The organism is Ensifer adhaerens, from assembly GCF_020035535.1.
In the GTDB taxonomy this organism is placed as follows: domain Bacteria; phylum Pseudomonadota; class Alphaproteobacteria; order Rhizobiales; family Rhizobiaceae; genus Ensifer.
On record NZ_CP083350.1, the window covers coordinates 862,915 to 876,771 of the forward strand.

Consider the following 13,857-nt stretch of genomic DNA (forward strand, 5'->3'; position numbering starts at 1 on the left):
ATCGCATGGGAAGTTGGGACCTGCGCATAGGGAACCCATAAAGACCGAAACTAGCGGGTTCAGACAGCGCCTCCAGCGTGCAGGCGGAAGTCGCATCTCGGATCGGCCGCATCAAAAAATCTTGCCGGCACAGATATATCGCTTCCTTCGGCCATATTCTCGACACCGAGATTGTTGACCTCTCCGGCAGGCTGGGACCACCCGGCGCTCTTCGAGCGCCCGCTCTTGCTTTCTTCGGGGGAGGCGAGGGCGGGCGTTTTGCGCCTATTGAAAGATCATCCACTTGTCATTCGACAAACCTTCCGGGCACGTCACGAGACGAATTGTGCTGCACTTTCCGGGCTTTGAGCCTCTGGATGCCGTCAAGCACCAGGCACGCTACAAACGATCGGCGGAAAAGACCGCCAAGCTTTACGACTTCGAGGTCGAGGTGGGGCCGGTACAGATCGAGGGGCCCAGCCGCTACTTCGACGTGGACAGTCAAGGCGTCGATTGGCGAACGATGACCCGCGTCTACGTCTTCGATCACAATGAAATCGTGAGAAGGCTGAACGGCCGGTCGACGTTGCACAGAATGGCAGCGGGCTACCTGAACGCCGCGCGCGTGGTCTGGGAAGGCGGTGCCTTGTCCTACTTCCGGCATGCGTGGCGCTTCGGGTTGTTCTTCCTCTTCCCGTTCCTGCTCATCGCGATCGGGATGGGGCTGAGCCTGCTGATCGCCACCGCTCCCTACTGGCTTGGGCTGGATCCTCCAGTTCTAGCCCTGAGCGCAATCGTTGCTTATGTCGCCTTCTTCAAGCTCTTTCTCCCCTGGACCGAGAGATGGCATGCCCTACATCTCTTTTCCGACTGGGAACTGGCCGTTGCTGTTGCCAGATTCGAAAAACAGTATTTGAAACAATGGGTTGAAGAGGGCTTGGCATCCGCGCGGGCAGCCCTCAGCGAGCCGGCTGACGAATATGTCATCACCTCCCACAGTATGGGCGCCAGCGTTGCCACACAGGTCATCGGCGCCTTGGTGGAAAGGGAACCGGATTTGTTCGAGCGGAAACGGATCATCTTCGTCACCCTCGGCGGCGCGATCCTGCAATGTGCGCTGTTGCGCAATGCCGAGGTTCTTCGGACCCGCGTCGGCGCCATTGCCCGTGTGAAGGAAATCTTCTGGTTCGACGTCCAATGCCTGACGGATGCGATCAATTTCTACCGATGCCGGGTCGTCGCACTCGCCGGATACCCTGATGCGCCGCAGCCGCCGATCGTCTTCATACGGCTCAGGCACATGCTTTCGCCGGAACGCTATCGCAGGATCAAGCGCGATTTCCTTCGGGTTCATCGGCAATATGTGCTCGATGCCGACGTTCGCGCGCCTTTCGATTTTACGATGATGACGGCCGGACCTTTCTCGGCCGCCTCATTCGCCAATCCAAGCTGAAACCGGCTCAGGATTTCAGCAGGGAGATGCCGCTTTCGCGGTCAAACAGATGCAGGCTCTCCGGTTCGATCGAGAAGGACACGGCATCGCCGGGTTTCGGGCTCCCGCCCGCCTTGACCAGAGCGCCGATTTCCTTGCCGGCGAAAAGGAACGTCACCAGCGCGTCGTTGCCGTGAAACTCGACGAGATCGGCAATGCCCGACATGTGACTGGAGCCCGCATCCGCGATCTTGAGATCGGCGGGGCGGATACCGAGCACCAGTTGCTGGCCATGGCGCAGCGCGAATTTTTCATCCGAGACCACGAAGTTGCCGCCGGCGCTGCGCAGTAACCAGCCGCCTTCGGTCTTCTCGGCCGTGACGTCGATGAAGTTCATGTTGGGCGTGCCGATGAAACCGGCAACGAACAGGGTGCGGGGCCGCTCGTAGATTTCTGCGGGCGTGCCGACCTGTTCGATCGCCCCGCCCTTCATCAAGACGATCCTGTCGGCGAGCGTCATCGCCTCCAACTGATCGTGCGTCACATAGATCGTCGTGGTCTTCAGCTTCTGGTGCAGCCGCGCGATCTCGACACGCATGTGATTGCGCAGCTTGGCATCGAGATTGGACAGCGGCTCGTCAAAGAGGAAGACGCGCGGCGTCTTGATCATCGCGCGGGCGATCGCGACGCGCTGCTGCTGGCCGCCGGACAATTCGGTCGGCTTGCGGGCGAGATAGGGCTCGAGGCCGAGCGTTGCCGAAACAGTGCGGATCCGGGTGTCGATCTCCGCCTTTGAGACTTTCATGCGCTTCAGCCCGAAGGCGATGTTGTCGTAGATCGTCATGTGCGGGTAGAGCGCATAGTTCTGGAAGACCATGGCGACGCCGCGGTCGCGCGGCGGCAGGTCGTTCACTGTCCGGCCACCGATCGAGACAGTGCCGCCGGAGATGTCCTCAAGACCGGCAATCATGCGCAGAAGCGTAGACTTGCCGCAGCCGGATGGGCCGAGAAACACGATGAATTCGTGATCGGCGACATCGAGGTTGAAATCCCTGATGACATCAACGGCACCGTATTGCTTGTCGACGTTGGAACAGACGATGTTCGCCATGGCTCAATCCTTCCCACTGTCCATGCGGATCTGCAGCTTGATGTCGGTCGGCCGCGCGGAAGCAGCACGTTCGAAAGCCCGAATGCTGTCTTCGAACCGGAACGTGTCGGTGATCAGCGGCTTCAGGTCGACCTTGCCCGACGCGATCAACTGCAGCGCACGATCGAAGATGTTGGCGTATCGGAACACTGTTTCGATGCGGATCTCCTTTGAGATCGCGCCCGGTACGTCGAACTGGACGGCCTCGATCGGCAGACCGACCAGCACGATGGCACCGCCCGGGCGAACGAGATCGAAGATACCGAAGAACGCCTTGGCACTGCCGCTTGCCTCGAAGACGACATCGGCGCCCCAGCCGTCGGTTTCAGTGGCAATCACATCGGCAAAGGAGCGCTCGGCGATGTTGACCGGGGTGATGCCCGGATATTGCGCGGCGATCGCCAGTTTCTCGGCGCTGAAATCGGAGATGAAGACGCGGCTGCAGCCGCCGGCAAGGGCTGCAAGCGCCACCATGATGCCGATTGGCCCGCAGCCGATCACCGCGGCGACATCGCCGGGTGCGATCCGGGCGCGGGCGGCGGCCTGCATGCCGATCGCGAAGGGTTCGACCATGGCGCCTTCGGCAAAGGAGACGTTGTCCGGAAGCTTGTAGGTGAAGGCGGCCGGATGGATGGCGAAGGGCGCCAGCACCCCGTGTACTGGCGGCGTCGCCCAGAAGCGCACCTTGGGATCGACATTGTAGATGCCGAGCTTGGAGGCGCGGGACGAAAGATCGGGAACTCCCGGTTCCATGCAGACGCGGTCACCAACGTCGAGCGTTTTGACATTGCTGCCGAGCGCGACCACGGTGCCGGCGGCTTCGTGGCCGAGCACCATCGGCTCGCGCACCACATAGGGGCCGATGGCGCCATGGGTGTAATAATGCACGTCGCTGCCGCAGACGCCGACCGTGTGGATGGCGATCTTGACGTCATCGGGGCCGAGTTCCAGCGGAAGATCGATCTCGCGGAGCGAGAGCACGCCTTTTTGCTCGAGGACCAACGCTTGCATGAAGGATTTCCTTGTTTTCAGTGTCTTGGTTTTCGCAGTCTTGGTGTTCATTGGGTCTTGCGCTTGAAGGCGCTGTTGAGCATGCCGCTTAGAACCCCGATGAAGAGCAGCGGAGGGATGGAGAGCAGCACGACGGACGCGTTGAGGATGCCCCAGGGCACATCGCGGCCGAGCTGCGTCAGCTCCGAGGCGACGATCGGCAATGTCTTCGCGTCCGACGTCGTCAGCATCAGCGCGATCAGGAACTCGTTCCAGACGAGCACGAAGGCAAAGGCGACGGCGCCGATGAGCGACCGCAGTGCTATGGGCAGAGCGATGAGGAAGAAGATCGCGTAGGGGCCATAGCCATCGACGCGGGCGGCCTCCTCGACTTCCTTCGGCACCCGGGCGAAGGCCGGGACGCTCAGCCAGATGACGGTCGCGAGCGTCAGCAGCGAATAGGTGACGATCATCGACAGGCGGGTGTCATAGAGGCCGAAATCGAGCCAGATCACCATCAGCGGAATGGCGATCGCCACAGGCGGCAGGAAGCGCAGCGACAGAACGAAGAACTGGATGTCGCGCGACCAGCGGTTGGGATAGCGCGCGATGGCATAGGCGGCGGGCAGGCCAAAGGTGGCACCGATCAGCACCGAGGCGCCCGAAATCAGCAGCGAATTGACGAGACCGGCAAAGACGCTTTCGCGACCGAGCACATAGGCGAAGTTGTCGAATGTCGGCTCGAAGAAGAAAAGCGGTGTCGGCGTCACGATGTCGACGCGGTTCTTGAAGGCGTTGAGCGCGGTCCAGAACATCGGAAACACGGCCGAGAAGGCGGCGGCGGCAAGGATCAATCGGCCAAAGAGGCGGCCAAGGGCGTGGGCGGTCATCACTGAACCCTCTTCCAGATGAAGGTGAAGGCGATCGACGTGGCGATCATCATCAGAACCGCCATGCTGGACGCGTAGGAAATGCGGCCGGACTCGATGAAACCCTGCGAGAAGGCGTACATATCGAGCGTTTCGGTCGTGATCCCGGGGCCGCCGCGCGTCATGACGTAGATCAGGTCGAAGGCGCGCAGCGACTCGATCATCTTGACGAAGGCGAGCGAGATCAGCGGCGCCTTCAGCATAGGCAGCGCGATGAAGGCGTAGACTTCCCAGGTGCGAGCGTGGTCGAGGCGGGCGGCTTCGAACGGCTGGGGCGGCAGCGTTTCCAGGAGCTTCAGCACGATGACGGCGAAGAACAGTCCCCATTGCCAGACGTCGACCAATGCAACCGTCGCAAGTGCCGTTGCCGGATTGGAGAGCAGGTCGAGCGGCTGACCGGTGATCGCCTTATAGGGATAGGTGGCGATGCCATAGAGGGGATGGAAGGCGAACTTCCAGACGAAGGCGGCCGAAACCCGCGGCAGGATCACGGGCACCAGAAACAACAGCGCCAGCAGATTGCGCGTGCGCGGCGACACGCATTCGAAGAGCAGAATGCCGAGGCCAACGGCGATGACGAGGGTCATTCCGACGGTCACCGCTTCCCAGGTGAGCGAGACGCCGATGGCGTTGACGAAGCGGCGGTCCGAGAAGAGGTCGATATAGTTGGCGAATCCGACGAAGCTGCCGTCCGGACGGCTGAGCTCCCGGTTCTGGAAGGATATGTAGATCGCATAGGCCGTCGGCACGAGAGCGAGCACGGCGAGGATCCCCATGGCCGGGGTGAGGAAGACCGCCGGCAGGCTGTTTTTCTGCTTCATGTGATGATGTCCTACGGCTGAGCGCGAGAGGCGCTCCCGATGGTGTGGGCCACCGGCGGCGTTACCGACCGATGGCCCCTTGGGAGGAAGTGGCTTACTGGCTGCGGGCAACCAGGTCCTTGGCAAAGCCGTCGAGCTCGTCGAGGCCTTCCTTGATGTCGGTGCGCGTTCCGGTGATCAGCTCTTCGAGGATGATACCCCAGCGGTCGCCAAGATCAGGCCATTGCGGGTTCTGCCAGAAGTTGACGGCGGTGACCTTGCCGGTATCGGCGAGCGCCTGGCCGAGATCGGGGCCGTAGAGTTCGGCGAATTTCGGGCTGGTCATGATGCTGGTGCGATTGAGTTCGCTAAACTGTCCAGCTTCGAGCCGCCGGGCCTCGTTTTCCTTCGATGTCGCCCAAGCTACGAACAGACCGGCGCAGGCCTTGGAGGCCTCGTCCTTGTTGGCCTTCATGCCGATCGCGAGACCATGGCCGTAGCCGCCGCCCGTCAGTGGTGCCGGAGGCGGCAGGTAGCCGACCTTGCCCGCCACTTTGGAGGACTTCGGATCAATCGCCATGCCGACGAGCGGGGTGGATTCGATCAGCATCGCCACCTGGCCGGAGGTAAAAGCACCGACCGCCTCGTCCCAACCGCCAGTCTGGCTGCCCGGTGCCGAGTACTTGAAGAGTTCGAGATAGGTTTCGGTCGCCTTGACCGCCTGTTCGCCGTCGAAGACGGGCGTCTTGCCGTCGAACCAGTTGCCGCCGAACCCCTTGAAGAAGGGCATCCAGCGCCAGACATTGGCGCCGGAACCACGCTGGCCGCGCAGCGCCGTGCCGTAGATGCCCTGGTCGGGCCGGTTGAGCTTCTTCACCGCGGCGATGTATTCGTCGAGCGTCTTCGGCGGCGTGATGCCAGCCGCTTCCAGCAGGTCCTTGCGGTAGACCATCAGGTCGCCGCCGCCGGTGATCGGCGCAAACCAGACCTTGCCGTCATAGGTCGCAACCTTCTGCCGGCCGGGATCGAAATCGGCATAGTCGTAGTCCGCTGGATAATAATCCATGAGCGGCGCGACCCAGCCGGCCGAGGCGAAGAGCGCCACGTTGGCTTCGTCGATGTAGTAGACGTTGTACTTGCCGATGGTCGAGGCGTCGGCCTTGGTCTTGGCGCGCCGGTCGTTTTCGTTGAGATAGTCGATCTCGAAGGACGCGCCGCCGGATAGCGTCTCGAACTCGGACTTGTAGTCCTCGAGAAGCGTCAGCCCGTCGCGCGGCTGGGCGAGCACCTTGATCGTGCCCGAGCATTCGGCAGCGACCGCAAGCGTCGTCAGGCCAGTGGAAAAAAAGCATGCGAAGGCGATGCTCGAAACGAGCGTCTTGGCTTTTGTCATTGTGAAAAGACCTCCCCAGGTCTGCGATGCGCGCCGGATACTCCTCAGATCCGGTGCGTTTTTCCTCATAGCGAACCGTTTCGCTGGGTTCGATGATAGGCTCTGTGGCGCACCGAACTAGCGTGCGCGATGCGCCGATTCTATACTTTCATGCGCAATTCTGCTCTTGGAAGACTATTTGCAACGCAGCAAATGCAAGGATTCATCGTTGCCTCCCCCGAAAGCTCCACCTAAGAACGGGAAGTACGGCGCTGCCCTGTCAGACGCCGGTAGGCCGATGGCGTCATCTTGTGCTGCCTGAGGAAGGTGCGATTGAAATTGGAGATGTTGAGGTAGCCGACCTCGAAGCAGATGTCTGTGATCGGCATGTCGGTTTCGGCCAAGAGCTTGCACGCCTGCCAGATACGCAGCTTGTTGACGTGGTCGGTAAAGGTGTTGCCGGTGTTCTTCTTGAAGAAACGGGAAAACGCAGTCTCGCTCATGCCGGCGCGTCTGGCGAGGTCGGCAAGGTGGATTTCCGTGGCAATGTTCTCGTAGATGAAGGCCAGCGCGCCGCGCAGCACGTCGAGCGACTGCTGGTCGAGTTCCGGCGCGAACTCCGGCGAGGAGAGCAGCTCGTATTCCTCGGTGTTGACCAGAAGATCGAGCAACTGGATGAACAGCGTGAGGCGCGAAAGCCCTTTCAGGTTGCCCATGCGTTCGATCAGATCCGCGCCCTTGGTGCAGGCGTCACCATGAAACACCAGGCCGCGTTCGGCTCGGGTGAAGAACGCTTCGAGCTCTGCGAATTCTGGCAGTGTGTCGGTGATTTCGCGCATCCGGTCCGGGTGAAACTGGATGACGATATCGCGTCCTTCGATCACCTCGCCGGGTTCCGTGACCGTCACCCAGTCATGCGGCAGGTTGCTGCCGATGACGGTCAGATAGCCCGGCCCGAACTGGCCGATATGATCGCCGACGAAGGCAAGGCCCGAGGCGTTCCGGATGAGATGGATCTCGATCTCCGGATGGAAGTTCCAGACATTGCGCTCCCAAGGGTAGTTGTCGAGACGCCAGAGGAAGGTCTCGTTGACGCCGGTGACGATGTGCTCGAAGGTTGGCGGGTTGGTCGCGAGCGAAGCGGCCTTTGCCGACGCGCGTTTGGAGCCTCGCGCCGTCCTCATCGCCTGGTCCTCGCTCGCCTCGTGGCTATCGGTCGTCTCCCTTGGAGAAAAGGGCGGCTGTCTGCGACGCCCGAGCCGTCCGTTTTCTGGAATTATCTCAGGCGCGCTCCGCCCAGATCTTTGCCAGTTCGACCAGCGTCTTCACGCTCCGCTCCATGTCCTGGTGGCTGACCCATTCTAGCGGTGAGTGGAAAGCATGACCGCCGGCAAAAAGGTTGGCAGACGGCAGGCCCATGAAGGAGAGCCGCGAGCCGTCGGTGCCGCCGCGAATACTGCCGCGCACCGGCTGCATGCCGGCGCGGCGGATCGCCTCGATGGCATTCTCGACGATCTCCGGGTGACGGTCGAGGATGGCCTTCATGTTGCGATATTGCTGCTTGACTTCGAAACTGTAGGTCGAGCCCGGATAGGCCGCCATGACGTCCTTGACGATGCCTTCGAGCATCGTTTCCTTAGAGGCCAAGCCGGCTTCGTCGAAATCGCGTACGATAAGGCCGAGCTGGGCCTTGTCCATGGAGCCGGACACGCCGGTTGGATGCACGAAGCCGTTGCGGCCCTCGGTGCCCTCGGGCGAAACCTCGCGCGGCAGCCGGCTAATGATATTGCCGGCGATCTTGATGGCGTTTTCCATCTTGTCCTTGGCAAAGCCCGGATGGATGGCGACGCCATGAATGACGATCTCGACGCCATCGGCGGAGAAGGTCTCGTCCTCGATATGACCGGCGGTTTCGCCGTCGACCGTATAGCAGAACTCGGCGCCGAGCTTCTTCAAGTCGACCTTGTCGACACCGCGGCCGATCTCCTCGTCGGTGGTGAAGAGGAGCTTGATCGTGCCGTGTTTGATATCGGGATTGTCGATGAGGACCTGCGCGGCTGTGACGATCTCGGCAAGACCGGCCTTGTCGTCGGCGCCGAGCAGCGTCGTGCCGTCGGTCGTAACGATGTCATTGCCGATCTGGTCGTTGAGGACCGGATGGTCGGCGACCCGGATCACTTGCTGCGGATCGCCCGTGAGCCTGATATCGCCGCCCTGATAGTTGCGGACGATCTGCGGCTTGACGTTGGTGCCAGTGAAATCCGGCGCCGTGTCCATGTGCGAGCACCAGCAGATAACCGGCACCGGCTTTTCCACGTTCGAAGGAATTGTAGCGTACACATAGCCGTTTTCATCGAGATGCGCGTCGGCAAGGCCGATCGCCAGCAATTCCTCGACGAGCACCCGCCCGAGGTTCTTCTGCTTTTCCGTGGAAGGCTGGGTCTTCGACCTGGCGTCAGACTGGGTGTCGATGACGACATAACGAAGGAAGCGGTCGAGAACGGTATCGGTCATGGCGGGAATCCAATGAAGATGGGCGTCAGACCGCTATACTCCCGCGTCATGATTCCTCAAACTGGATTCGGTGGCGGTGTGTCGAGCGGAAACATCTTGGCTCAGCGGTCTTCGCGTGTGTGCCAGATGCGCAAGATAAAGGTCGTTGACTGCTTTATCTCGTAGCGCATCTCTTAGTGTCCAACGAGCAAGCGACGAACTTCGCGGGGCGCGAATTCGTCCAGGCGTTCCCCGAGGCGAGGCTGTTCGATCAGATGGGACGGCGCGGAAATCAGGGACTGCACCGTCCGTGCCGCCCCCTCCTGTTGACGGGCGCCAGGAATTCGAAAAGGCGCCGCAAATCGGACGAGGCCTTTGCCGTCCATTTCAGTTCCATCATTGCGGAACGGGGAGCGGTTTGTCGCTATCGAGGCTGTCGGCCCAGGCCTGCATGGCCTGATGATCGATGACGTTTCCGGCATCGCCATCGGCAAGCGCCTCAAGCGTCAAACGGCGTCGCTCTTCTTCCTGGTTGACCCAGGTCGCAAGCGCCTGCTTGATGATCCAGCCGCGTGGCTCCAGGCGAGCCGCAAGCTGATCCACCTTTTCTGCAAGCGACAGCGGAACGTGCGCCGTTAGCACTTTCGTTTCCATGTGCATCTCCTTTAATCAGATTTAATCATAGAGATTGAATCTAGAGTCGATGATGTTTAGTGCTTGGCTCCGTCTATCGGGCGGCGGCACGAGATCGCCGGTATCCTAGTAAGTCCCGCCCGAACGCCCCGTCGTTCCGGCATCGCCACTATTACCCTTGAACTCCGCGGCGAGCTTGGACGTTGCACCAACCAGCAGGCTCACGTCGTTGCCGACGGCGACGAAGGTGGCGCCGAGCTCGAGATAGCGGCGTGCGAGCGCGTGGTCGGAGGTGAGAATACCGGCCGCCTTGCCGTGCGACTGGATGCGAATAAGCGCCGCTTCGACTGCCTGTTGAACCTCGGGCGCGCCCGGCTTGCCGAGGAAGCCCATGTCGGCTGCCAGATCCGCCGGCCCGATGAAGACGCCGTCGACGCCGTCGGTCGTGGCGATCTCGTCGAGGGCGGCAAGCCCGGCCCGGCTTTCGATCTGCACGAGCAGGCAGGTCTCCTCATTGGCTGTCTGCAGATAATCCGGGATGCGGTTGAAGGCGGAGGCTCGGGCAAGGGCCGCGCCGACGCCGCGCACGCCGTGTGGCGGGTAGCGGACGGCGCGCACCAGGGCGCGGGCCTGCTCGGCGCTTTCAACCATCGGCACCAGAAGCGTCTGCGCGCCGATGTCGAGGATCTGCTTGATCATCCAGGTCTCGCCGATGGGCGGTCGGACGATGGCATGGCTCGGCGAGGCCGAAAGCGCCTGGAGCTGTGTCGCCAGAAGCGGCAAGTCGTTCGGCGCATGCTCGGCGTCCAGCAGCAGCCAGTCGAACCCGGCACCGCCGCAGATCTCGGCCGTATAGGGATTGGCGAGCGCCAGCCAGAGGCCGATCTGCGGACGCTTCTCGGCGAGGGCCTGTTTGAACGGATTGCGCGGAGCGGGCATGGTCGGTCCTATTCGAAGAAGCAGCTGACGGTGCCGGACGGGCCGAAATCGGCGACAATGGTGTCGCCGTGGCGGGCCTCGACCGGGCGGATGAAGGAGCCGGCAAGCACGATCTGGCCGGTCTCGATACGGTCGCCGTAGAGCGCCAGGCGATTGGCGAGCCAGGCGATGCCGCGGGCCGGGTGGTTGAGCACGCCGGCGCCCAGTCCTGTCTCTTCGACCTCGGCATTGCGCGAGACGATCGCGCCCATCCAGCGCATGTCGACCGCATCGGGCCGCATCTGCCGGCCGCCGAGCACAATGCCGGCATTGGCGGCATTGTCCGAAATGGTATCGACGATCGTGCGCGCCTTCTTCGTTTCCGGATCGACGCGCAGGATCCGCGTATCGAGGATTTCGAGCGCCGGCGTCACATAGTCGGTGGCGTTCAAGACGTCGAAGACGGTGACGCTGGGGCCCGCGAGCGGCGCCTTCATCACGAAGGCGATCTCGGCCTCGATGCGCGGCTGAATGAAACGATTGCCCGGAATGCGCGCGCCGTCCTCAAACAGCATGTCGTCGAAGAGCACACCCGAATCCGGGATGTCGATGTTGAGCGCATATTGCATCGCCTTGGAGGTGAGGCCGATCTTCCAGCCGATCACCCGGCGTCCCCCGGCGATCTTCTTCTTCACCCAGGCGGCCTGCACCGCATAGGCGTCGTCCATGGTCATCTCGGGGTGCCTGAGCGACAGCAGTCCGGTCTGGACGCGGTCGCGTTCGGCGGTATCGAGTACCGTCGCGGCCGCCTCGATCTGGTTCTTGTCGAGCATGGTTCAGGCCTCGTCCGCGACAGGGTTGATGAGCGTGCCGATGCCCTCGGCCTCGACCTCGACGATATCGCCCGGCTTCAGCCAGATCGGCGGATCGAAGCGGGCGCCGGCCCCGGTCGGCGTGCCGGTGACGATAACGTCGCCGGGAACCAGCGCCGTAAACGTCGAGACGTAGTTGATGATCTTGCGGAAGGAGAAGATCATCCGGCTGGTGCGGTCCTGCTGGCGCACCTCACCGTTGACCCGGGTTTCGAGCTTGATGTCGGCAAGCTGGGCCTCGTCGGTGAAAGGCACCAGCCAGGGGCCGATCGAGCCGGTGCGGTCAAAATTCTTGCCCTGGGTGACATTGAACTTGGCGTGGCGCACCCAGTCGCGGATCGTGCCTTCGTTTGAGAGCGAAAGTGCCGCGATATGGTCGAGTGCGCTCGCCTCAGGAATGCGTCGGCCGCCCTTGCCGATGACGATGACGATCTCGCCTTCATAATCGAGCTGAAGGCTTTCGGGCGGGCGGATCAGCGGCTGGCCGTGCCCGGTGAAGGAGCGCGGAAAACGGATGAAAAGCGAAGGATTGGAAGGTGCCGCCTGGCCGTCCTTGTATTCTTCGTTGCGGTCGGGGAAGTTGACGCCGACGCAGATGATTTTTTCCGGCGCCGGCACCGGGATCTCGTAGCGGATCTCGTCGAGCGAAAGCTCGGGCATCAGCCCCGCTGCTTCATCGGCAAGCCGGGCAAGGGCGCCGGCTTCGATCACTTCACGCAACGTCGGCCACGTCGTTCCATGCCGCTTCGAAAGGTCGATGATCCCATCGCCGGAAACGAGACCGTAGCCGGTTTTTCCGCCGGCCGAAAAGCTTACGAAACGGGGATGGTTCATAGAGCGGCCTCCGTGTTCTGCTGGTGTTTGTTCAGCGCGGCGGCGACTTCGGTGATCACCTCGAAGGCGGTGTCGGCGTCTTCCTCCGTCATGTCGAACTGGCCGGCCTGGAAGCGGATTGCGACGTGGCCGTCGACGCGGGTCTGGGTCAGGTAGATACGGCCGTCGTCATTGATCGCGTTGACCAGCGCGATGTTATGGGCGTCCGCATCGCCCTGGCTGCGATGACGGAACGAAAACAGCGACAGCATCGGCGGCGTGACGATCTCGAAATCCTTGTGGCTGCTCAGCCGTTGCGCCAGTTGCTCCGACCAGCGCACATGGTTTCGGATCATCATCTGCAGTCCTTCGAGGCCGTGGAAGCGCAGTAGGAACCAGAGTTTCAGCGCGCGGAAACGCCGGCCGAGCGGGATCGTCCATTCGGAATAGTTGATGATGCCGTCGCGGCCGTGGGTCTTTAGGTATTCCGGCTGGATCGCCAGCGTCTTCACCAGATCATCCGGGCTGCGGATGAAATGCGCCGAGCAGTCGAACTGTGCGCCGAGCCACTTGTGCGGATTGAAGACGATCGAATCCGCCTGCTCGACGCCCGCCCAGAGCTCGCGAAACTCCTCGCAGATCATCGCGGCACCGGCCCAGGCGGCATCGACATGGACATAGAGACCGTGCGTATGGGCGACCCGCACGACCTCGGCGATGTCGTCGCAGGCGCCAGTGCTGGTGCCGCCGGTGCAGGCGATGACGCCGGCCGGCATGAGGCCCGCCGCCTTGTCCTTAAGGATCGCCGCTTCGAGTGCCTGGCAGTCCATCGCGCGTCGCGGTCCCTTCGCCGGGATGCGCACGAGGTTTTCCTCGCCGACGCCCGAGACCCAGATCGCCCGGTCGATCGAGGTGTGAACCTGATCGGAGGAATAGATGCGCAGCTGTGGCTGGCTGGCGAGGCCCTTCTTGTTGCCCTGCCAGGCCAGTGCCTTCTCGCGCATGACAAGCACGGCCGAGAGCGTCGCCGAGGAGGCTGAATCCTGGATCACGCCGGAGAAGCCTTCGGGCAAGCCGATCGCCTGGCGCAGCCAGTCGAGCACTTTCGTCTCAAGCTCGGTCGCCGCCGGCGAGGTCTGCCAGAGCATGCACTGCGCCGCCATGGCGGTGACGAGATATTCGGCAACGACGGAAACCGGTGCGGCGTTGGCCGGAAAATAGGCGAAGAAACGCGGATGCTGCCAATGGGTCATGCCGGGCACGATGATCTTCTCGAAGTCCTCGAAAATCGCCTGCATGTCCTCACCGGTCCGCGGCGGCTGCGCCGGTATCTGGGCGGCGATGGCGCCCGGTGCCGTCTGTGCCCGCACCGGACGATCCCGCAGCGACGCGCGGTAGTCGGCGCCCCATTTCGCCGCCTTCAGCGACCATTCTCCAAAACTCTTCTGGTCCACCCTGTTCCTCCGTCAGCCTTAG

13 protein-coding genes and 1 pseudogene are annotated in these 13,857 nt (G+C 62.2%); 1 reads left to right on the forward strand and 13 read right to left on the reverse strand.

What is annotated here, in order from left to right; genetic code table 11:
* Nucleotides 1-325: 325 nt before the first annotated feature.
* Nucleotides 326-1,432 (forward strand): hypothetical protein, encoded by a 1,107-nt coding sequence (locus LAC81_RS24340; protein WP_223729719.1) that lies wholly within the window; start codon nt 326-328, stop codon nt 1,430-1,432.
* A gap of 7 nt (nt 1,433-1,439) precedes the next feature.
* On the opposite strand, the gene LAC81_RS24345 is transcribed toward LAC81_RS24340, so the two are convergent.
* The 13 genes and pseudogenes from LAC81_RS24345 to LAC81_RS24405 form a co-directional block, all read right to left on the reverse strand.
* A complete protein-coding gene (locus LAC81_RS24345) occupies nt 1,440-2,522 on the reverse strand; it encodes an ABC transporter ATP-binding protein (protein WP_223729720.1) in 1,083 nt (360 codons plus the stop codon).
* Nucleotides 2,523-2,525: 3 nt separating this feature from the next.
* Nucleotides 2,526-3,572 carry an NAD(P)-dependent alcohol dehydrogenase gene (locus LAC81_RS24350; RefSeq protein ID WP_223729721.1) on the reverse strand — a complete coding sequence of 349 codons (1,047 nt, stop codon included), beginning with the start codon at nt 3,570-3,572 and terminating at the stop codon, nt 2,526-2,528.
* A gap of 47 nt (nt 3,573-3,619) precedes the next feature.
* Nucleotides 3,620-4,441 (reverse strand): carbohydrate ABC transporter permease, encoded by an 822-nt coding sequence (locus LAC81_RS24355; RefSeq protein WP_223729722.1) that lies wholly within the window; start codon nt 4,439-4,441, stop codon nt 3,620-3,622.
* Nucleotides 4,441-5,301 (reverse strand): carbohydrate ABC transporter permease, encoded by an 861-nt coding sequence (locus tag LAC81_RS24360; RefSeq protein WP_223729723.1) that lies wholly within the window; start codon nt 5,299-5,301, stop codon nt 4,441-4,443. The genes LAC81_RS24355 and LAC81_RS24360 overlap by 1 nt, the downstream gene beginning before the upstream one ends.
* A 94-nt stretch (nt 5,302-5,395) precedes the next feature.
* Nucleotides 5,396-6,673: an ABC transporter substrate-binding protein gene (locus LAC81_RS24365; protein WP_223729724.1), complete on the reverse strand. Its 1,278-nt coding sequence runs from the start codon at nt 6,671-6,673 to the stop codon at nt 5,396-5,398.
* Nucleotides 6,674-6,903: 230 nt separating this feature from the next.
* Complete coding sequence (locus tag LAC81_RS24370; RefSeq protein ID WP_223729725.1) at nt 6,904-7,836, reverse strand: helix-turn-helix domain-containing protein; 933 nt, start codon at nt 7,834-7,836, stop codon at nt 6,904-6,906.
* A 97-nt stretch (nt 7,837-7,933) separates the two neighbouring features.
* Nucleotides 7,934-9,166 (reverse strand): peptidase T, encoded by a 1,233-nt coding sequence (gene pepT / locus LAC81_RS24375; RefSeq protein ID WP_223729726.1) that lies wholly within the window; start codon nt 9,164-9,166, stop codon nt 7,934-7,936.
* A gap of 101 nt (nt 9,167-9,267) precedes the next feature.
* Nucleotides 9,268-9,542 (reverse strand): annotated as a pseudogene (locus tag LAC81_RS24380) (type II toxin-antitoxin system RelE/ParE family toxin).
* Nucleotides 9,542-9,799, reverse strand: coding sequence for a CopG family ribbon-helix-helix protein (locus tag LAC81_RS24385; protein ID WP_223729727.1), 258 nt, complete (start codon nt 9,797-9,799; stop codon nt 9,542-9,544). The pseudogene LAC81_RS24380 and the gene LAC81_RS24385 overlap by 1 nt, the downstream one beginning before the upstream one ends.
* A 105-nt stretch (nt 9,800-9,904) precedes the next feature.
* Nucleotides 9,905-10,717, reverse strand: coding sequence for a 4-hydroxy-2-oxoheptanedioate aldolase (hpaI, locus tag LAC81_RS24390; protein WP_223729728.1), 813 nt, complete (start codon nt 10,715-10,717; stop codon nt 9,905-9,907).
* 8 nt (nt 10,718-10,725) lie between these two features.
* Nucleotides 10,726-11,529 carry a 2-oxo-hept-4-ene-1,7-dioate hydratase gene (gene hpaH, locus LAC81_RS24395; protein ID WP_223729729.1) on the reverse strand — a complete coding sequence of 268 codons (804 nt, stop codon included), beginning with the start codon at nt 11,527-11,529 and terminating at the stop codon, nt 10,726-10,728.
* A 3-nt stretch (nt 11,530-11,532) separates the two neighbouring features.
* On the reverse strand, nt 11,533-12,402 hold the full coding sequence (locus LAC81_RS24400; RefSeq protein ID WP_223729730.1) for a fumarylacetoacetate hydrolase family protein: 870 nt from the start codon (nt 12,400-12,402) through the stop codon (nt 11,533-11,535).
* Entirely contained in the window at nt 12,399-13,835 is a 1,437-nt protein-coding gene (locus tag LAC81_RS24405; protein WP_223729731.1) for a pyridoxal phosphate-dependent decarboxylase family protein, read from the reverse strand. Before LAC81_RS24405 ends, LAC81_RS24400 begins: the two co-directional genes overlap by 4 nt.
* Between the last annotated feature and the right edge of the window lie 22 nt (nt 13,836-13,857).